The 19,474-nt window shown below is 64.1% G+C and carries 18 protein-coding genes; 9 read left to right on the top strand and 9 right to left on the bottom strand.

Annotation, left to right across the window (positions count from 1 at the left end):
• Window positions 1–53: 53 nt before the first annotated feature.
• Window positions 54–863 carry a transglutaminase-like domain-containing protein gene (locus tag NKH02_RS09425; RefSeq protein ID WP_352878166.1) on the bottom strand — a complete coding sequence of 270 codons (810 nt, stop codon included), beginning with the start codon at window positions 861–863 and terminating at the stop codon, window positions 54–56.
• A 336-nt stretch (window positions 864–1,199) separates the two neighbouring features.
• Between NKH02_RS09425 and NKH02_RS09420 the strand changes: the two genes are divergently transcribed.
• Complete coding sequence (locus tag NKH02_RS09420; protein ID WP_013528464.1) at window positions 1,200–1,325, top strand: hypothetical protein; 126 nt, start codon at window positions 1,200–1,202, stop codon at window positions 1,323–1,325.
• 207 nt (window positions 1,326–1,532) lie between these two features.
• A complete protein-coding gene (sugE, locus tag NKH02_RS09415) occupies window positions 1,533–1,847 on the top strand; it encodes a quaternary ammonium compound efflux SMR transporter SugE (RefSeq protein WP_352878163.1) in 315 nt (104 codons plus the stop codon).
• A gap of 83 nt (window positions 1,848–1,930) precedes the next feature.
• On the opposite strand, the gene NKH02_RS09410 is transcribed toward sugE, so the two are convergent.
• A complete protein-coding gene (locus tag NKH02_RS09410; protein ID WP_109667244.1) occupies window positions 1,931–2,359 on the bottom strand; it encodes a DUF6481 family protein in 429 nt (142 codons plus the stop codon).
• Between the two features lie 220 nt (window positions 2,360–2,579).
• Between NKH02_RS09410 and NKH02_RS09405 the strand changes: the two genes are divergently transcribed.
• The 3 genes from NKH02_RS09405 to NKH02_RS09395 all read left to right on the top strand — a co-directional run bounded on the left by NKH02_RS09405 (window position 2,580) and on the right by NKH02_RS09395 (window position 6,001).
• Window positions 2,580–3,641: an LLM class flavin-dependent oxidoreductase gene (locus NKH02_RS09405; RefSeq protein WP_352878160.1), complete on the top strand. Its 1,062-nt coding sequence runs from the start codon at window positions 2,580–2,582 to the stop codon at window positions 3,639–3,641.
• Window positions 3,642–3,762: 121 nt separating this feature from the next.
• On the top strand, window positions 3,763–4,932 hold the full coding sequence (locus NKH02_RS09400; protein WP_352878157.1) for an AI-2E family transporter: 1,170 nt from the start codon (window positions 3,763–3,765) through the stop codon (window positions 4,930–4,932).
• Between the two features lie 67 nt (window positions 4,933–4,999).
• Window positions 5,000–6,001, top strand: a complete 1,002-nt coding sequence (locus tag NKH02_RS09395) for an LLM class flavin-dependent oxidoreductase (protein ID WP_352878154.1) — start codon at window positions 5,000–5,002, stop codon at window positions 5,999–6,001.
• Window positions 6,002–6,095: 94 nt separating this feature from the next.
• Here the strand turns inward: NKH02_RS09395 and NKH02_RS09390 are convergent, their stop codons facing one another.
• Window positions 6,096–7,115, bottom strand: a complete 1,020-nt coding sequence (locus tag NKH02_RS09390; RefSeq protein WP_352878152.1) for a LacI family DNA-binding transcriptional regulator — start codon at window positions 7,113–7,115, stop codon at window positions 6,096–6,098.
• 221 nt (window positions 7,116–7,336) lie between these two features.
• Between NKH02_RS09390 and NKH02_RS09385 the strand changes: the two genes are divergently transcribed.
• From NKH02_RS09385 to NKH02_RS09375, 3 genes are read left to right on the top strand one after another with little or no spacing between them, the layout of a single operon-like run.
• Window positions 7,337–8,920 (top strand): sugar ABC transporter ATP-binding protein, encoded by a 1,584-nt coding sequence (locus NKH02_RS09385; RefSeq protein WP_352878149.1) that lies wholly within the window; start codon window positions 7,337–7,339, stop codon window positions 8,918–8,920.
• The gene (locus tag NKH02_RS09380) at window positions 8,917–10,233 is read left to right on the top strand and encodes an ABC transporter permease (RefSeq protein ID WP_352878147.1); all 1,317 of its coding nucleotides are present in this window, start codon (window positions 8,917–8,919) and stop codon (window positions 10,231–10,233) included. The genes NKH02_RS09385 and NKH02_RS09380 overlap by 4 nt, the downstream gene beginning before the upstream one ends.
• A complete protein-coding gene (locus NKH02_RS09375; RefSeq protein WP_352878144.1) occupies window positions 10,230–11,198 on the top strand; it encodes a substrate-binding domain-containing protein in 969 nt (322 codons plus the stop codon). The genes NKH02_RS09380 and NKH02_RS09375 overlap by 4 nt, the downstream gene beginning before the upstream one ends.
• A gap of 276 nt (window positions 11,199–11,474) precedes the next feature.
• Here the strand turns inward: NKH02_RS09375 and NKH02_RS09370 are convergent, their stop codons facing one another.
• The 6 genes from NKH02_RS09370 to NKH02_RS09345 are packed head-to-tail and all read right to left on the bottom strand — an operon-like array spanning window position 11,475 to window position 18,602.
• On the bottom strand, window positions 11,475–11,936 hold the full coding sequence (locus tag NKH02_RS09370; protein WP_352878141.1) for a MarR family winged helix-turn-helix transcriptional regulator: 462 nt from the start codon (window positions 11,934–11,936) through the stop codon (window positions 11,475–11,477).
• Complete coding sequence (locus tag NKH02_RS09365) at window positions 11,933–12,517, bottom strand: amino acid synthesis family protein (protein WP_352878138.1); 585 nt, start codon at window positions 12,515–12,517, stop codon at window positions 11,933–11,935. Before NKH02_RS09365 ends, NKH02_RS09370 begins: the two co-directional genes overlap by 4 nt.
• Window positions 12,510–13,391, bottom strand: coding sequence for a UPF0280 family protein (locus NKH02_RS09360; RefSeq protein WP_352870086.1), 882 nt, complete (start codon window positions 13,389–13,391; stop codon window positions 12,510–12,512). Before NKH02_RS09360 ends, NKH02_RS09365 begins: the two co-directional genes overlap by 8 nt.
• Window positions 13,391–14,932 (bottom strand): 6-hydroxynicotinate reductase, encoded by a 1,542-nt coding sequence (locus NKH02_RS09355; protein WP_352878135.1) that lies wholly within the window; start codon window positions 14,930–14,932, stop codon window positions 13,391–13,393. The genes NKH02_RS09360 and NKH02_RS09355 overlap by 1 nt, the downstream gene beginning before the upstream one ends.
• Entirely contained in the window at window positions 14,929–17,724 is a 2,796-nt protein-coding gene (locus tag NKH02_RS09350) for a molybdopterin-dependent oxidoreductase (protein ID WP_502913798.1), read from the bottom strand. Before NKH02_RS09350 ends, NKH02_RS09355 begins: the two co-directional genes overlap by 4 nt.
• A gap of 17 nt (window positions 17,725–17,741) precedes the next feature.
• Window positions 17,742–18,602 (bottom strand): FAD binding domain-containing protein, encoded by an 861-nt coding sequence (locus NKH02_RS09345; protein ID WP_352870083.1) that lies wholly within the window; start codon window positions 18,600–18,602, stop codon window positions 17,742–17,744.
• 248 nt (window positions 18,603–18,850) lie between these two features.
• On the opposite strand from NKH02_RS09345, the gene pncA reads away from it, so the two are divergent.
• Window positions 18,851–19,465, top strand: coding sequence for a bifunctional nicotinamidase/pyrazinamidase (pncA, locus tag NKH02_RS09340; protein ID WP_352870082.1), 615 nt, complete (start codon window positions 18,851–18,853; stop codon window positions 19,463–19,465).
• Window positions 19,466–19,474 lie beyond the last annotated feature (9 nt).

Genomic DNA, 19,474 nt, shown 5'->3' with positions numbered 1-19,474 from the left:
GCTGGCGTCCGTCAAAGACATTGCTGGTTAGAGATTGGCTGGCGGAAGGCGGGCTAGTCGACGATCTCTTCGGTCCACACCTTGAAGGCGGCGAGCGTGCCCGGCCCGAAAATATGGGTCAGCGGCACGTCGGCGGCGTCACGGCCGGAGGCGATCAGGATGCGGCCGATGCGCGGCGCATTGTTGCGCGGGTCGAAGACATGCCAGCGGCCGCCGAGATAAACCTCCATCCAGGCGCAAAAATCCATGCTCGCCCATGGCTTCGGCATGCCGATGTCGCTGATGTAGCCGGTGCAATAGCGCGTCGGGATGTTGAGTGCCCGGCAGAAGGTGACGGCAAGATGCGCGTAGTCGCGGCACACGCCGCTCTGTTCGCGATAGGCCTCCGCGGCGGTGCGTGTCGGCCGCGCGTTGCCGTAGTTGAAGACGATATGATTGTGGACGAAGTCGCAGACCGCCTGGACGCGTGGAATGCCAAGCGGCGTATGCCCAAACAGCCGCCATGCTTCGCTCGCCAGAAGGTCGCTCTCGCAAAACCGGCTGGGCAGCAGAAACAGCAGTGTGTCCGCCGGCAGGTCGCGCACCTCGTGCTGCCAGGCCATCAGGTCGCCCATCTCGAAGGTGCCGGGATCGCGGATCACGGCATCGGTGCCGAAGGTGAAACGCCCGGGCGGCGCAACGAACCGGTTGCACCAGTTGCCGAAACTGTCGCGGTAGCTCTCTATCGGCACCGGCGGGTTGGAGATCAGGAAATCCGGCCGCTCGAGATCGGAGGCACGCGAATAGTGGACATTCAGCATTGCGATGAGCGGCGTTTCCTGAGGAAAGTCGAAGCTCATCTCGCAGCCGATGTGGATTCGCATTGTCGTCCTGAGGGCCTGCCTGACGATCACCCGGCGACGGCACGGGTTGATGCTGCAGTGCGAAAATGACCATGGCACGGACCGCCAGGGTTTACGAGCAAATTAGAGCAATTCCAGGAAAAGTGTGAAGCGGTTTTCCCGGGAAAACGCATAGCGTTTTCCCTTGGGAATTGCGTCAAAACAAAGAGTTAGAACTATTCACCGTTTCCAGGAAACGGTGAATAGTTCTAGAAACCGGTTGAAAGCGATCCGCTGACGGTGACGGCAGTCGCTAACCCCTTGCAGTCGGGCGGTTCTCTTGTTTCACTTCGCTTCCCGCAATCGGAGGAACGAATCATGGCTAAAGGTGCGATGAAGGCAGGCAAGGAAGCCCGCAAGCCGAAGAAGGACGCCAAGAAGCCCGCCCCGGCTCCGGCCCTCAAGGCGCCGCCGGTGAAAGCGATGAAGCTCAAGGACAAGTAGGTCCGGCCAATTCGCTTCGGAATGGGATTGCGACCGGCAACGGTGTGCCGGTCGTTGTCGATCGAGCGCCCGAAATTCTTATATTGGCATGGCGAGGACGACCTCGCGCCTTCCCCGAAATCCGGTCGGGACGACCCGTCATTGTTTGATTGGTCATCGGACTCCGAAAAATACTTTTCGGTCCGATGCCATGATGGAGCGTTGTCGATGTCTTGGATTTTTCTCTTTCTTGCCGGCCTGTTCGAGATCGGCTGGGCAATCGGCCTCAAATACACTGATGGCTTCTCGAAGCTGGTGCCGACCGTGCTGACCGTTGCCTCGATGATCGTCAGCCTCACGCTGCTCGGCCTGGCGCTGAAGGCACTGCCCGTCGGCACCGCCTATGCGGTGTGGACCGGCATCGGCACCGTCGGCACGGCACTGCTCGGCATCTGGCTGCTCGGCGAGCCGGCCACCGCGATCAGGCTAGCCTGCATCGCGCTCATTGTCGGCGGCATCATGGGATTGAAGTTCGCCGCCTGACCATAGCGGCGGACAAGCACGTTCAGGGCCGCTGCGAGGCGACCCTGACCTTGAATTTCTTGAATTTGATGCTTGCCGCGAGGCTAGCGGGCGGAGAAGCCCGGAGGCGTCCTGCCGGTGCGCTGCTTGCGCGCCGCGTAGCGTGCGTCGCGCTTGGCCTTGCGTTCGGCTTCGTCGGCCAGAAAACGCGCGATGCGCTCGTTCTCTTCGGATTCCCGAATCTTGGCCTCGGCCTGCGCAGCTTCCTCGGCGGCGATACGTGCCGCCTCGGCAGCTGCCTCGCGCTCGGCCTTCTCGACCGCTTCGCGTGCCAGCTTTTCCTGCTTCAGCCGTGCCTTTTCAGCCTCGCGGATTTCGCGGGCCTCGAGGATCGCCTTGCGTTCGGCCTGCCGCGCCAGCACCGCGGGATCATCCGCCGCCGGCTTTGCCTTGAAGCGCTCGAGGAGCGCCTTCTTTGCCTCGTTTGCGGCGTTACGCCGCTCGAAAACGTCTTTTTCCCTGTAGATAGCCAAGTCCACTTCCCTGAAGTCAATTCGCGACGCTTACATACGCGCGAAAACCGAGAGTTCAAGCGCCAAAACGGCATGGCAGCCATGAAATTGTTGGCTGTTGCAGCCGGGAGACGCCTTTTCGGCCGAAACCGACATGCACTGTTCACCGTCCGCCCCTCTGGCGGCGAGGCCGGTCGGTCGCTACGTCTAGCGCCAAAACCCAACATCAGGATGACATTTAATGGAACTCGGTCTCTACACCTTCGCCGACGTCAGCCCGCACCCGGGCCCTGGCGCCATCGGTCCGCATGAGCGGCTGCGCAACCTGATCGAGGAGGTCGAACTGGCCGATCAGGTCGGTCTCGACGTCTTTGGCCTTGGCGAGCATCACCGGCCCGATTATGCCGCCTCCGCGCCGGTCGTGGCCCTGGCCGCGGCCGCCGAGCGCTCGAAGCGCATCAAGCTGACCAGCGCCGTCACCGTCCTGTCTTCCGATGATCCGGTGCGCGTCTTCCAACAGTTCGCCACGCTCGACCTTCTGTCGGGCGGCCGCGCCGAGATCATGGCCGGGCGCGGCTCGTTCATCGAATCCTTCCCGTTGTTCGGCTACAACCTCGAGGATTATGACGAGCTATTCGCCGAAAAGCTCGACCTCCTGCTTGCCATCCGCGATAGCGTGAAGGTGACCTGGTCCGGTAATCTGCGCGCACCGATCAACGATCGCGGCGTTTATCCGAGGCCTTTCCAGGACAGGCTGCCAGTCTGGATCGCCATTGGTGGCACGCCACAGTCTGCCGCCCGCGCGGGCGCGCTCGGGCTGCCGCTGGCGCTCGCCATCATTGGCGGTGAGCCGGCGCGTTTCGCGCCGCTGTTCGATCTCTACCGCGAGGCCGCCAAGCGCGCCGGCAGCGATCCGGCGGGCCTTGCCACCAGCATCAACGTGCACGGCTTCATCGCCGAAACGACCGAGCAGGCGGCCGACGATTTTTACGGCCCGCAGGCGGAGGTGATGAACCGCATCGGCCGCGAGCGCGGCTGGGGCCCGACATCGCGGGCGCATTTCGACCAGTCTCGCGGCCCGGACGGCGCCCTGTTCGTCGGCAGCCCCGAGCAGGTGGCCGAGAAGATCGTCGCCCAGCACAAGATCTTCGGCAATGACCGCTTCCTGCTGCAGATGGCGATCGGCACCATGCCGCATGCCAAGATCATGAAGGCGATCGAACTCTACGGCACCAGGGTGGCACCGATCGTGCGCAAGGAAACGGCCAAGGCCGCACCGGCGCTGGCAGCGCCCGTCGCCTAAAGCCAATCGCAAGGCCCAACCACGGGCCTTGCCTGCAATGCCGGCTAACGGAACCTTGAGCCTGCGGAGGCGTTTTCGTCAGCGGAATGTACCAATTGCGGTGCGCCGCTGAGGGATCGTGATGAAAGCCGAACCCGCTGCGTTGGGCGCAGGCGTTGCCGATGAGCCGGATTCGCGCGTTGCGGCTCGCGCCGACACCCGTCTGATGCGCTCGCTGCTCGTCGGCATCTTCCTGTTCATGGCCATCTACGCGCTCTACTTCGCCCGCGCCTTCTTCATGCCGGTCATCCTGGCTTTCCTTCTGACGCTGACGCTGACGCCGATCGTCCGGCTGCTGCGCAAGCGCGGCATCCCTGAAGTGATTTCGGCAACCGTGCTGGTGCTGCTGTCGCTCTTCGTTTTCGCCAGTGCCGGCTATTTGCTCAGCGGTCCGGTCATCGATCTCATCAACAACACCTCGTCGATCGGCCAGCGGCTCACCGAACGGCTGGCGCAATTGCGGCGTCCGCTCGAGAAGATCATGCAGATTTCGCATCAGGTCGAACAGCTGACCGAGACCTCGCAGGAGCCGGGCATCCAGAAGGTGGCGGTGGCGCAGTCCGGCATTCTGTCGGCGGCGGCCAGTAACATCCTGTCGGCGGGAACAAGCCTCACCATAATTTTCGTGCTGTCGCTATTCCTGCTCGCCTCCGGCACGATGTTCTACGAGAAGATCATCCAGTCCTTCGCTCGTCTCAGCGAAAAAAAGCGGGCCCTGCGCGTCGTCTATGACGTGGAACGGGAAATCTCGCACTATCTGCTCACTGTCACCATCATCAATGCCGGTCTCGGCACCGTCATCGGTCTTGGCCTGTGGGCACTCGGCGTGCCCAACCCGCAAGTCTGGGGCATCGCTGCCGCGATGCTCAACTTCCTGCCCTATGTCGGCGCCCTGTTGACCATCATACTTGTTACGATCATGTCGCTGATCAGCTTCGACACCATCTCCTACGCGCTACTTGCGCCGGCCTTCGTGCTGTTGTGCGATATCGTCGAAGGCCAATTCGTGACGCCGACAGTGGTCGGCCGCCGCCTCGAGATCAATGCCGTGGCGATCCTCATCGCCATCGCCTTCTGGTCGTGGCTGTGGGGCTTCGTCGGTGCCCTGATGGCGGTGCCGCTGCTGGTCGTCATCAAGGTGTTTTGCGATCATTTCGACGGGCTGAGCCACGTCGGCAATTTTCTCGCCGCACAGCACACGGCTGTCATCGAGGACGAGGACGTCGCCGACATCGAAGCTGCAAAAGGCTGATCAATATTTTTGAATTTGCAGGTCGCGATGCGCGTCCTACATGCGGTCGTGACACAGGATACCGTTCATGACCGACCTTTCCGTTCTCGACCTGTCGCCGATCATCGAAGGCGGCGATGCCTCGCAGTCGCTGGCCAATTCGCTTGATCTTGCCCGTCATGCCGAGCGGCTGGGCTACAAGCGCTTCTGGCTGGCCGAGCATCACAACATGCCGGGCATTGCCAGTGCGGCAACGGCGGTCGTCATCGCCCATGTCGCCGGCGGCACCAAGACCATTCGTGTCGGCGCCGGCGGCATCATGCTGCCCAACCATGCACCGCTGGTGATTGCCGAGCAGTTCGGCACGCTGGCCGCGCTGCATCCGGGCCGTATCGATCTCGGCATCGGCCGGGCGCCCGGCACCGACATGGGCACGGCCCGCGCCTTACGCCGCAATCTCGAGGCCGGGGTCGACAATTTCCCTCAGGATGTCATCGAGCTGATGGGCTATTTCCAGCCGGCCGAGGAAGGCCAGCGCATCCGCGCCGTGCCTGGCGAGGGCCAGAACGTACCGGTCTGGATCCTCGGTTCCAGCCTCTATGGTGCGCAGCTCGCCGCCATGCTCGGCCTGCCCTATGCCTTCGCCTCGCATTTCGCGCCGGCGGAACTCGATCACGCGCTGGACATCTACCGCTCGCGCTTCCAGCCGTCGGAGCAACTCGACAAGCCGCATGTCATGCTTGGCCTCAACGTCTTTGCCGCGCCCACCGACGCCGAGGCACGTTTGCTTTTCACGTCGCTGCAGCAGGCCTTCGTCAACCTGCGCACCGGTCGGGCCGGCCGACTGCCGCCACCCGTCGAGAACTATGACCGCGATCTCGAGCCGATGGCTAGGACCATGCTCGGCCAGGCCTTGTCCTGCGCCGTCGTCGGCTCTCCGGAAACGGTCCGGCAAGGCATCGACGCCTTCGTGCGCCGCACCGGTGCCGACGAGCTGATGGTCACCGCGCAGATCTTCGATCATGCGGCGCGAATGCGGTCGTTCGAGATCCTGGCCGAGGCGCACAAATCGCTGTCGCAAGCGGCCTGACAGTCCTGGTACGAGATACCCTTGGAACGTGGGGTTCGCCTTGGTTAAAGGCGGTACAACTTCGCAACATCGAGCGCCCGCCAACGGGCGAAAACTACGCGCTCACGCTCTGCGCCATCGCTCCCAGCGGGCGGCATGAATTGCGGATCATCAGCCGGCCCTTGAGCACCAGCTTGCGCGGCGGCGCGTCCCTGTTGCCGGCGAGACGGTCGAGTAGCAGATTGGCGGCCTGCTCGCCGATCGCCTGCACCGGCTGGGCGACCGTGGTCAATTGCGGCTGGAACACATCGGACCACGGAAAATCGTCGAAACAGGCGACCGAAATGTCCTCCGGGCAGGACAGGCCGATGTCGCGGATCGCCTTCATGGTGCCGATCACCATCGGGTTGTTGGCCGAGAAGATCGCGCTTGGCCGATCGTGCGAGGAAAGCATCTGCATGGTGGCATTGTAGCCGTCGATCTCGTGGAAATTGCCGAAGCGGATCAACTCCTCGGCGATCGGCAGGCCGGCGGCGTGAATCGCCTCGCGATATCCCGTCATGCGGTCATGCATCGGCGAAATGTCCGACGTGCCGGTGATGTAACCAATGCGCCGATGGCCGAGATTGATCAGATAGGTGATGGCGTCGAACACCGCGCGCTGGTTGTCGAGTACCACGGCATCGGTATCGACACCTTCGCAGAGACGGTCGAGCAGCACGACCGGCACATTGGCGTCGTCGACGATCCGCTTGAGGATCGCGCCGTCGCCGACGCGCGCCACAATCAGCCCGTCGACCATGCGGTCGAGCAGCAGCCTGATCTGGTCGTCCTGGGTGTTCAGGTCCTCGTCCGTGCAGCAAAGCATGACGGCGTAGCCGGCCCGGTCGAAGGCCTGCTGGATGACCGAGACGACATCGGTGAAGAACGGGTTGGTGATGTGCGGCACGGTCAAGCCGATAGTGCGGGTGGTGCCCATCTTCAGGCTGCGGGCGATCGCGTTGCGCTTGTAGCCGATATCGCGGATCGCCTGTTCGATGCGCTGGCTGAGCTCCGGGCTGACCGTTGCCGTGCCGTTGATCAGCGCCGACACCGTGGCGACCGATACACGCGCCGCTTCGGCGACGTGGAGCATGGTCGGCGCCGTGGATTTTCGCTTCCTAGTCCGCTTGGATGCTGCCATTTCGAAACGTTTCGCCGCCCCTCTATGTGCTATACCTACGGAATCTTGCAGTTTTTCGCAAGAATTGAAATAGGTCGGTTCAACATTATCAGATAGCGGCTTGACATGATCGAAACGTTTAGATTAGCGTTTGGATGAGATTTGACGAGGACGGAAGGGAGGCCGCCATTGTCATGGAGCACGCGAGTTCCCTTTCCCCGGAGCACAATGCGGCGGATCGGTCAGAGACCGTTCTGAGCGCCGAGCGCATCTCCAAGAGCTTCGGCGGCATCGCCGCCCTGGTCGATGTCGGCTTCGAGTTGCGGCGCGGCGAGGTTCATGCCTTGATGGGCGAGAATGGCGCCGGCAAGTCGACGCTGATGAAGATCCTCTCCGGCGTCTACACCGGCTATGAAGGCACGGTCAGCGTCGATGGCCGTCCCGTCAGCTTCGCCGGCGTGCGCGACGCCGAGGATGCCGGCATCGCCATCATTCACCAGGAACTCAATCTCGTTCCCGAACTCAGCGTCGCCGACAACATCTTCCTCGGCCGCGAGAAGCTGATCGCCGGGCTGATCGTCGACCGCAAGGCGAGCGGCCGCGCGGCGGGTGCTTTGTTGCAGCGGCTCGGCATCGAACTCGATCCGCAAGCCCGCGTCGGCGCCTTGCGCGTCGGCGAGCAGCAACTGGTCGAGATCGCCAAGGCACTGTCGATGTCGGCACGCATCCTGATCATGGATGAGCCGACCTCGGCGCTGTCTCCGGCCGAATGCCAGCGGTTGTTCCGCATCGTCCGCCAGCTTGCCGACGGCGGTGTCGCCATCGTCTACATCTCGCACCGCATCGACGAGGTCATGCATCTGGCCAGCCGCGTCACCGTGTTTCGTGACGGGCGCCACGTCCTGACCGAGCCAATGGCCAGGCTCGACGAGGATGCGATCATTTCGGCGATGGTCGGACGAAACCTGCTCGCGTCCTCCCAGGAAGAGCGCAACCCCAGTGGCAAGATCGTGCTTTCGGTCGAAAACCTGTCGCTGTCGAAGCCCGATGCCCATGGCTGGCGCACGGTGATCGACGGCGTCGGCTTCGATCTTGCCGCCGGAGAAATCCTCGGCATTGGCGGGCTGCTCGGCTCGGGCCGCACCGAGATCATGGAAGCGATCTTCGGCTCGAGCGACGGCCGCACCGGTGGCGAAATCCAGGTCGATGGCCGGCCCGTGGATATCCGTTCGCCTCGCGACGCAAGGCGGCTGGGCATCGCGCTGGTGACAGAAGACCGCAAGACGCAAGGCCTGCATCTGCAAGCATCGATATCGGACAATGTCGCGCTGCCGCTGGTCGGTTCGCTGGCGCGCTTCGGCATCCGCTCGCTGGCCGGCGAGCAGGGGCTGGCGCGGCAGGCGGTCAAGGCGCTCGGCATCCGCTGCCAGGACATCAACCAGGCCGCCGGCACGCTGTCGGGCGGCAACCAGCAGAAGGTCGTCATCGGCAAGTGGCTGGCGACGAAGCCAAGGGTGCTGTTGCTGGACGAGCCGACGCGCGGCATCGATGTCGGCGCCAAGCGCGAGATCTACGACCTCATCTTCAAGCTGGCGCGCGACGGCCTCGCCATCGCCGTCATCAGTTCCGAACTGCCGGAGCTTTTGCATCTCTCCGACCGCATCCTGGTAATGGCCGATGGCCGCCAGACAGGCATTCTTTCCCGCGCCGCGGCAAGCGAGGAGGCCATCATGCGCCTTGCCGCGCCGCGCCGGAGCATATCGAGACCAGCCGCATGACTGCCCTGAAACTCCTGTCCCAAACCAAGCTCTATTGGGGCCTGATCGCCATCTTCCTGATCGGCGTGCTGGCCTCGCCGATGAGTTCGAAGGGCAACAACATCTTCCTGTCCTACGGCAACCTGCTCGATGTGCTGCGCCAGGTCTCGACCACCGGCCTGATCGCCACCGGCATGACGGCGGTCATCATCACCGGCGGCATCGATCTCTCCGTCGGCTCGCTGATGGCCATCTGTTCGGTGGTCTGCGCCATGCTGCTGACGGTTCCAGGCGTGACGCCGGGCGTCGTGCTGGGCGTGCCGACCGTCGCCTTGGTGGCGCTTTGCCTCGGCTTCGTCGTCACCCGCTTCATCTTCCAGAACCTCGCAAAGTCCCGTGCCGGGGCCGATGTTGCCCGAGAGGTCAGGCTTGACGGCATTCGTGGCCTGGTCACGCCCGCTGTCGTCGGCGTGGTCCTGTGCTGCCTGTCCCTGTGGTACCTGCTGCCGCAGATCGACTCGAAATTCGGCGTGCTCGGCGTGCTGCTGGTGGCGCCGTGTGTCGGGTTGCTGTTCGGCACGCTCAACGGCTTCATCATCGTTGCCGGACGCCTGCAGCCCTTCATCGTCACCCTGGCGATGATGGTGACGGCGCTCGGCATCGCCCGGCTGACCGCCGGCCAGAACAATGCGGTGCTGCCGGTCTATACAGGCTCGAACGCCACCGCCGATTTCGAAATCCTGCGCTCGCTGGTGTTCGGCATCATCCCGATGCCCGGCCTGTTCTTCCTCGGCGCCATCCTGATCTATGGCGCGGTGCTGCGCTTCACGCCGTTCGGCCGCTATGTCTATGCCATCGGTGGCAATGAGGAAGCGGCGCGCCTCTCCGGCATCGCCGCCGGCCGCGTCAAGATCGCCACCTATGCCATTTCCGGCCTGCTCGCCGGCATCGCCGCCGTGCTCTATGTCGCGCAGTACCGGCAAGGCAAGCCGGATGCCGGCGCCGGGCTGGAACTGGACGCCATCGCTGCAGTCGTCATCGGCGGCACCAGCCTGATGGGCGGGCGCGGCAGCCTCACCGGCACGTTCTGCGGCGTGCTAATCTTCGGGCTGCTCTCCAACATCCTGCAGCTCCACAACATCAATTCGAACCTTCAGCTGGTGCTGAAGGGGATGATCATCATCGGCACCGTGCTCGTCCAGGAGCGCAATGCTGGTGATCTCCTGGCCTATCTGCGCCTGCCAGGCGGGCAAACGGCGCGCAAGGAAACGGCCGCGGCAAAGCGGCCGTCACAAGAGACATCGTCTCTCAATCTCGGAGGAAACAAAAAATGAAACGACGTGACATGCTGAAACTTGCCGCCATGACCGCGGCACTGCTGACCACCACCGCGCTGCTGACCAGCGGCAATGCATATGCCCAGGACAAGAAGTGGAAGATCGGCTTCTCCCAGGTGACGACCATCGAGCCCTGGCGCGCGCAGTTCAACAAGGACATCCTGGCCGAAGCCGCCAAGCATCCCGAGGTCGAGCTGATCATCACCGACGGCGAGGACAAGACCGAAAAGCAGGTCGCCGATGTCGAGAACCTGATCCGCCAAGAGGTCGACGCGCTGCTGGTGTCGCCGAAGGAATCCGCCGGCCTGACCGGCGTCGTGCAGCAGGCAATCGACGCCAAGATTCCGGTCTTCGTGCTTGATCGCAATGTCGACACCAAGGACTATACCCAGTTCGTCGGCGGCGACAACGCGCTGATCGGCCGCGCGGCCGGCGAATATGCCGTCGAACTGCTTGGCGGCAAGGGCAAGGCATCAGGCAATGTCGTCGAGATCTGGGGCGGCATGGGCACCCAGCCGGCGCATGATCGCCATGACGGCTTCCATGAATTCACCGACAAGGAGCCTGGCATCAAATATCTGCTCGACCAGCAATCGGGCGACTGGAAGCAGGACCAGGCCTACAATTTGATGGCCAACGCGCTGAAGAGCAACGAGAAGATCGATCTCGTCTACGGCCACAACGACCCGATGGCCTATGGTGCCTATCTCGCCGCCAAGGACGTCGGCCGCGAGAAGGACATCAAGTTCATCGGCATCGACGGTCTGCCCAACGAAGGCGTGCAGATGGTGAACAAGGGCGAGCTGACGGCGACCTTCACCTATGTCACCCCCGGCGCCGAAGGCCTGCGCCAGGCGATCAAGTTCCTCAACGGCGAGAAGGTCGAAAAGACCATCACTCTGCCGACCGAGAAGATCACCAAGGAAAACGCCGCCCAGGTGCTGAAGGACAACGGCCTCTGAGCAACAGAACGTGAGGGCATAACTCAGCGCTGCCCCTCATCCGCCTGCCGGCACCTTCTCCCCGTATAAGTGACGGGGAGAAGGGAACTGTCGCAAACGCCAGCTCCTTTTTGCAACGCTGGTGATTGGTCAAATCATCTGTGACGGCGTCTCCCCGTCACTATACAGTCACTATACGGGGAGAAGTGCCCGGCAGGGCGATGAGGGCAGCGCAGACCGACAAAGTTTGCCAACCCAGTCTCGAAAATGCCAGCCCCTACATCAATGGGGCAGCGCTTACGCCAGCTTGGCCAGCAGTTTCATGAAGGTGGCGATCTCTTTGGCCGAGAGCGGCGCCAGCGTTTCCCTTGTGATCTCGCGGGCCAGGGGAATCAGGCGCTCGATCGCATCGCGACCTTCCGCGGTCAGGTTAACCAGCAGCCGTCGCTTGTCAATCTCGTGCTTGGAGAGCTCGACAAGGCCGCGCGCCTTCAGCCGGTCGATGACACCCTTCACCGTCGCCGCGTCCATGGCGATCAGCGTGCCGAGCTGGTTCTGCGAGGTCTCGCCGACATCGCGCAGCTTGGCGAGTGCGGCGAATTGCGGCGGCGTCAGGTCGCCGATATGCGCGGCGAAGATCGAGACATGGCGCTGGTGCGCCTTGCGCAGGATGAAGCCGACCTGCTCCTGCAGGTGGTAATCCTGGTCGTCGGGCTCTTCGACCTCGACCAGCTTGAGCAGATTGTCCTCGGCGCTCACCGCAGCCCATCCCAGGCCTTGATGTCCTCGGCTGCCAGCCCGCCCATGCGGTCGTGCACGCGCGGGCCGCAGGTCATGGCGAGGCAAAACAGGATCTCGTCGGCGCGTGGCCCGTCATTGATGCCGACTTCCATCGCGTCGAAATGGCTGCGCACATAGGCGGCGTTGATGTGGCCGAGCGGCACGTCGAGCCTTGAACCGAAAGCGCCGACCTTCTTCGCCGACGGCACGATCGCCTTGGCGTCGCCGAGCCGCTCGCGCATGGCGTAGCCGCCGGGCACATGCCAGAGCGCGCCATGTTCCAGCTCACCCGCCGTGCCGACAATGGCGCCCTTGCCATAGCCGTCGATTTGCTTGACGTCGCCGCCGAGCGCGGCGATCAGCCGGTCGGCGAGCAGCAGGCCGAGCGGCTTCAGATCATCCATGGCGCTTTGCAAGTCCTCGACATAGCGCCCGGCGAACGGGTTCTTCACCAGCGCCATGGCAGCTGCGCGGCGGCGCGGCACTTTTGCGACCGGCCCGCCCTCGTGAAAGATCTCCTCGGTCAGAACCGCGATCTTGCGGATCGGAAACTCAGGCATGCGCAACTTCCTTCCCTGGACTTTTGTTGGGCGCGGCAAGCGCCATGGAACCATCGATGCGGGTCTGGCCGGCAAGGAAGAGCGCCGATGCGGCGATCAATCCCCTGCGGCGGAAATCTTCGGCGACGGCAAGCCCGCTGTCCAGCGCCATGGCGATCTCCGCTGGAGAAAGCCGGCCGACTTCTTGCGTGACAAGCCTGTCGCCAAGGTCGCTGTCAGGCGCCAGATCGCGCGCCGGCACACGCCGGACGGCTGGATGGCCGGGAAGATCGACGGCGTTGGCGATCAACGTCGCGGCGGCATCGGCATCGGCTCCGGTCTTCGCGAGCACGGTGACGGCGTCGGCAATGCCCAGCGAGAACGAGCGCCCGCGCCACCCGCTGGTGGCAACGCCGCGCACGCCATCCTCGGCGCGAATGACGATGCGGTCGGCCAGACCGTGTCCGGTGCCGGCAATCGCAAGCGTCATCGATTGGCCGGCGCCGAGATGAATCGCACTGTCGCCGCCATTGTTGACATAGGCGCGATCGAGCCGACGGTCCGCCAGCAGTGCGCCAAGTATTTCGTCGGCTACTGAACCGGCAACGGCCGCCATCGGAGTGATGAAGCTTTCGGCCAACGGCACCACAGCCGCTTCCATACGCCGCGCTGTCGGACCGACGAAGGCGCGCGGCCGCAACGCGGCTGGGCGGCGCAGTTCGGGTAGCTCATCAACCAGCTCGGTCAAAATGGCCTGGAAGCGCGCCGCTGCCTGCTCATAGGCCAGGCGGCGTTCGCCTGCCTCGCCAAAGGCTTTGACGATCAGGTCGATCGGCCCGTGGTTGAGATGCAGCCGCTTGCCGTCCTGCAGCCAATGCACTTGTGGGCCGTCCATCACCCGGTCTCGTTCGACGCAGCGCGGCGCAATTGCGCCAGCGGCGGCCATGGATTGCCGGCCGCAGCACCAGTGCCGCGGCGCGGATTGAGGTATTCGCCACCCTTGGCGACGATGTCCTCGACACTGCGGATCTCGGCCTCGTAGCCGCCCAACCTGATGTAGTCGTCGCGACGCAGGGTGAATTCGATCGGCGCGACCAGCGCCGGGGTCGGCACATAGCCGAAGGCACCTTCCGGCACCCTTGTGACATCGACCATCAGCGTGATGCCGCCGCCTGGCCAGACATAGACCGGCGCGCCGCCGACCGTGACATAGGTGGTCAGGCCTTGCACGGAACGGGTCAGGTTGACCGGGTTTTCGGTGACGCCGGCGCGCAGCGAACCACCGGCGCCGCCGATGAACAGCACCGTGCACAAAGCCGGCTCGCAATTATCCTCGATCAACTCGACGGACTTTTGCAGCCGTTCGGGAAACGGCTTTTGCACCGGCTTCAGCTCGTCGTCGAGCTCGTAATAGGCAAACTGTTCGCCGGTGGTCGAAACCATCAGCAGCGACAGGCCCGGCCGCGCGCCCTTCTTGGCATTCCATTCGCCGAGAATCGACAGCGGGTCGGAAATGCTGGTGCCGCCCCAGCCGAGGCCGGGTTCGGAAACCTTGAAATAGCGGCCCGGCGTCGAGCGGCGGCCGATGATTTTTATGCCGGTGTCCTGCCAGCCCAACACCTTGCCGGCCTGATGCTCCGAGACGACGCCGGTGATGTGGTCGTCGACCACCACCACCTCGTCGACCAGGCCGCGCCATTGCGTGGCGAACATGCCGATGGTGGCCGAGCCGCACCCGACACGCATGCGGTGTTCCTGCTTGCCGTCGATAACAGGCGGTTTGCCGGCTTCGACTGTGATGGTGGCGCCGCCGTCGATGGCCAGTTCCACCGGCTTGCGGTTGCACAGATTGAGCAGCGCGTCACAGGTGGCGCGGCCCTCGGCCTTGGAGCCGCCCGTCAGATGATGAACGCCGCCCAGCGACAGCATCTGCGAGCCATATTCGCCCGTGGTGACATGGCCGATCGCTTCGCCTGCCGCGCGGACAATGGCGGTCTCCGGGCCTAGGTGGCGGTCGGTGTCGATCTTCAGTTTGACGCCACAGTAGGAGAAGATGCCCTCGGTGACGACGGTGACAAGATCGACGCCCTCGACTTCCTGGCTGACGATGAAGGGGGCAGGCTTGTAGTCGGGGTAGGTGGTGCCGGCACCGATGGCGGTGACGAAGCGGCGGCCGGTGTTGACGAGTTCGCCGTCCCATGCCTCGCCCTCGGCAACGAACGGCACGATTGCCGCGCCGGTCTCCGCCGCATGGTCGAGGATGGTCAGCGGATCCATCCGCACGATCCTGCCGCCGACATTGCCGTAGCGGTCGCAGGCGCCGGTGCGACCATCGGCGATGTAGCACATCACCGGACAGGCATCGCAGCGGATCTTTTCCGCCACCAGCTTTTCGCCGGGATCGTGGGTTTCGAAGCGCTCGGCAAGCTCGCTCATCGGCGTGCCTCCTTTTCGCGAATGGCGGCGCGGATACGCGTCGGTGTCGCCGGAACCTTGGTGATGAGAACACCGGTTGCGTGTCTGATGGCATTGAGGATCGCCGGCGCCGTCGGGATCAGCACATGCTCGCCCAGCCCCTTGGCGCCAAAGGGTCCTTCCGGATCCGAAACTTCTATCAGGATAGACTCGATCGGTGGCACATCGCCGATCGTCGGAATGAGATAGTCGTGCAGATTCTCGGTGCGGCCGGGGATATACTCCTCCATCAGCGCCATGCCGATGCCTTGCGCGATGCCACCTTCGATCTGGCCCTCGACCAGCAGCGGGTTGATCGCCCTGCCGACATCGTGCGCGGCGGTGATTTTCAGCAGCTTCACCGTGCCAAGCTTGAGATCGACCTCGAGCTCCGCGATCTGCGCGCCATAGCCATAGACCGCATAGGGCTTGCCCTGGCCCTTGGCGTCAAGCGGCAGCGTCGGCGGGTCGTAGGTCTCCTCGGCGCGGAAGACGAAGCCTTCGGCATCCACGTCGAGCGAGGCGAGGTCGATACGGCGAGTGGCTTCACCTTCGCGGATGGCGATCGCCGGGCCGTCGAGTTGCAGCGACGCCTTTTCGGACACATTGGCGAAACGCAGGATCTTTTCGCGCAAGGCGCGGCCGGCCTTTTCGGCTGCCTTACCGGTGACGAAGGTCTGGCGCGAGGCCGATGTCTTGCCGGCGTCGGGGCTGATGGCCGTATCGGCGCTCCTCAGCTGGAATTTCTCCAACGGCAGGCCAAGCGCATCGGCGCAGATCTGGGTGATGACCGTGTTCGAACCCTGGCCGATATCGACGGCGCCCTGGTGCAGGATGACCGCGCCGTTCGCCGCGATGCCGACCCGGATGGTCGATGGATTGGGCAGCGAAGTGTTGCCGCAGCCGTACCAGCAGGACGCGATGCCAACCCCGCGCTTTCTATCCCGGTTGGCACTGTTGAACGCATCCGCATAGGCCGTCGCGCGCGCCCAATGCGGCCGCAGCGATTCGAGGCATTCGGCGATGCCGACGCCTGAGTCCAGCCGCTGCCCGGTAACCGTTTCGGAGCCGTTCCGAAGGCAGTTCTTCAGGCGAAAATCTAGTCGGTCCATGCCGAGCTTGCCGGCCAGCTCGTCGTAGAGCGTCTCCTGCATAATCGTCGCCTGCGGCACGCCGAAGCCGCGGAAGGCGCCGGAAATCGGACCATGGGTATGGATGGCGCGGCCCTCGGCGCGATAGTTCGGCGTCGCATAGGGTCCGGAGGCATGCACCGGCACGCGGTTGGCGACCGTCGGCCCCCAGCTGGCATAGGCGCCGGTGTTGAAATCGCCTTCGAAGATCATGCCGGTGACAAGGCCATCGGCATCGGCGCCGATCGTCGCCTTCATCTCGGCTGGATGGCGCTTGGTGGTCGACATCATCGATTCGTTGCGGGTGTAGGCAAGGGCCGCCGGTCGGCCGGTCTTTAGCGCCACGAGGCCGATCAGCGGCTGCAGCGAGACATCGAGCTTTGAGCCGAAGCCGCCGCCGGTCGCCGTCGGCACGATGCGCACCTTGTCGACGGGGAGACCGAGCACCTTCGCCGTCTCGTCGCGGTCCATATACGGCGCCTGGGTGCAGGCGACGACCACCAGCGTGTCGCCGTCCATATAGGCGTGGCCGGCTTCCGGCTCGATATAGGCATGCTCGACATAGGAGGTGTCGATGGCACCGGAAACCGTGACGGCGGCACTGGCAAGAGCAGCCTCCGGATCGCCGCGCTCGACGAAGCCGGAGGTCAGCAGGTTGGAAGGGCGGTTCTGATGGATCGGCGCGGCACCCTCGGCCTGGGCCTCGCAAGGCTGCAGGACATGCGGCAGTTCGGTCCAGCGGACAGGGAAATCCGACAAATCGAGATCGAGCATCGCCTCGCGCTCGCCGGCGACCAGCGCCACCGCCTCGCCGCGAAACCGCGCAAACCCTTCGGCGAGCGCCGGCTGGTCGGCGAACGGCCCGATGACGCCGAAACAATTCTTGCCGGGAATGTCGGCGGCGGTGAAAACAGCGACGATGCCGGGATGTGCCTTCGCCCAGCCGTCGAGGTGACCGAAGGCGAAGCCGGCGTGATAATGCGGCGAGCGGACCACCAGCACGGCCAGCGCGTCGGCAGGGAAAGAATCGCCGCCGAATTTTTCACCGCCGGTGACTTTTGGCACGCCGTCGAGCCTGACAGGGGAGGAGCCAATCGCTTGGCCGGATCGAGGCAAGCGGAAATCGAGATTTGCTGGTTGCAGCGACGCATCCATCACCGCCGCGATGATCTTCCGGTAGCCGGTGCAGCGGCACAGAATTCCGCCCAGCGCATCCTGCACCTCGGCTTCGGTCGGGCTGGGCTGCTTGTCAAGCAATGCGGTTGCCGCGACCAGCAGCGCCGGCGTGCAGATGCCGCACTGCGCCGCGCCATGGGCAAGGAACGAGGCTTGCAGCGCCGACAGCCGGCCATTGGCGAGGCCTTCAATGGTTGTAACCGACGTTCCGGCAGCGGAGGCAGCCGACATCAGGCAGGCGCAGACGGGATCGCCGTCGACCAGCACCGTGCAGGCGCCGCAGTCGCCGGCGTCGCAGCCGACCTTGGTGCCGGTCAGCAGCAGTTCGTCGCGCAATACCGAGGACAGCCGGCGCAGCGGCGGTACGTTGACCGAAATGGCGTCGCCATTGACCTCGAAGGCGATATCGGACCGTGCAGCGCCGAAGCCAGGCAGGACGTTGCCCGGAACGGGCAGGGCTTCATTCATTTCAGGTCGAATCTGGCTCATGCCGCCACCTCGTCGCCGGTCGTCCGCCCCACAGCCGCAAGCACGGCGCGGGCAACGATCTCGCGCACCGCATCGAGCCGATACTCGGCACTGCCGCGCACATCGGCTATCGGCGACAGTTCGCCCATCGGCGCGGACAGGACCGCATCGGCGAGCGCTTGGCCGGCGGGCAGCCCGCGCAGAGCAGCCTCGACGCCGGCAAGCCGCTCGGCCACCACCGAGCAGGAGCCGGCGGCGACCGCCGCTTCCGCAACAATGCCATTCTCGACAACCAGACGCGCCGCCACCATGGCAATGGAGATCACAAGGTAGCGCCGCGCGCCGAGCTTGACGAAAGCCGATGTGCCAGTGGCGGATCGTTTCGGCACGCGGATGGCCGTCACCATCTCGCCGGGCAGCAGAGCCGTGCGGCGGTTGCCGAGGATGAAGTCCTGTAGTGGCAGATGACGTGTCGCCGCCACGGACCGCAGCTCGACCTCGGCATCGAGGACGAGCAAGGCAGGCACGCCGTCAGCGGCAGGCGAGGCGTTGCAGAGGTTGCCGGCGACCGAGGCGACGTTCTGGATCTGCGCCGAGCCGACCTCGCGCGCCGCCTGCTTCAGCGCGTCGAAGGATGGCGGCAAGGAATGGCGGACGATGTCGGTCCAGGTCGTGCGCGCGCCGATGACGAAGTGGCCGCCCGTCTCGGCAATGCCGCGCAGCGCCGCCAGGCCATTGATGTCGAGAACATTGTCGCGGAAGGGTTTGCTGCCCTGTGCCGGATAGAAATCGGTGCCGCCGGCAAGGATGCGCCAGGCGCCCTCGCCAAGCAAAGCGAGCGCTTCGTCGACCGAGGTGGGTTTCGCGTAACGGATCACGCTTTGCCTTCCAGAAAAGAGGTCTTCCAGAAACCGGTATTTCGAAAGACCCCGCCGGCATCGGCGGCCGGGTAAATTCATTCGTATGCAAATGATATCAAGCCGGCAGGATTTGTCAAAGCCGGAGTTTGCGGCGGCTCGGCCGGCACGCATTTGTTATGCGGCCAGAGGTTGACGCGGCCGGCCATCTGGTCAAGTTTCTGCCTCGGGTCGCGACAGCGGCATCGAGGCAGAGAGAAGGAAGCCGCATGGCCGACGAAGCGCTTGTCGTCATCGACCTGCAGAACGACTTTTGCCCGGGCGGCGCGCTGGCGGTCGCTGGTGGCGACGAGATCGTGCCGCTGGTCAACGACCTGATTCGGCACGCCGATCACGTCGTGCTGACGCAGGACTGGCACCCCGCCGGCCATTCCAGCTTTGCTTCCAGCCATCCCGGCGCGCAGCCTTTCACAATGATCGAAATGCCCTATGGCCAGCAGACGCTGTGGCCGGACCATTGCATCCAGGGCAGCCTGGGCTCTGACTTCCATTCCGGCCTTGCCTGGACCAAGGCCGAACTCGTCATCCGCAAGGGATTTCGGCCCGATATCGACAGCTATTCGGCCTTTTTCGAGAATGATCGCAAGACGCAGACCGGCCTTGCCGGCTATCTCCGGGAACGCGGCATCGACACGCTGACCCTGGTCGGGCTGGCGACCGATTTCTGCGTTGCCTTCTCGGCGCTGGACGCCGTCAGCCAGGGCTTCAAGACGACCGTCAGGCTTGATGCCTGCCGTGGCATCGATCTCAACGGTTCGCTCGATACAATGCTGCACCGCATGCGCGACGCCGGAGTGACACTCGAAGATCCCTTGTCGGATTGATCGGACCGT

This window comes from Mesorhizobium sp. M1396 (assembly GCF_040317725.1).
In the GTDB taxonomy this organism is placed as follows: domain Bacteria; phylum Pseudomonadota; class Alphaproteobacteria; order Rhizobiales; family Rhizobiaceae; genus Mesorhizobium.
Note: the sequence above shows the minus strand (reverse complement) of the source record. Positions and strands in the feature narration are given on the sequence as shown.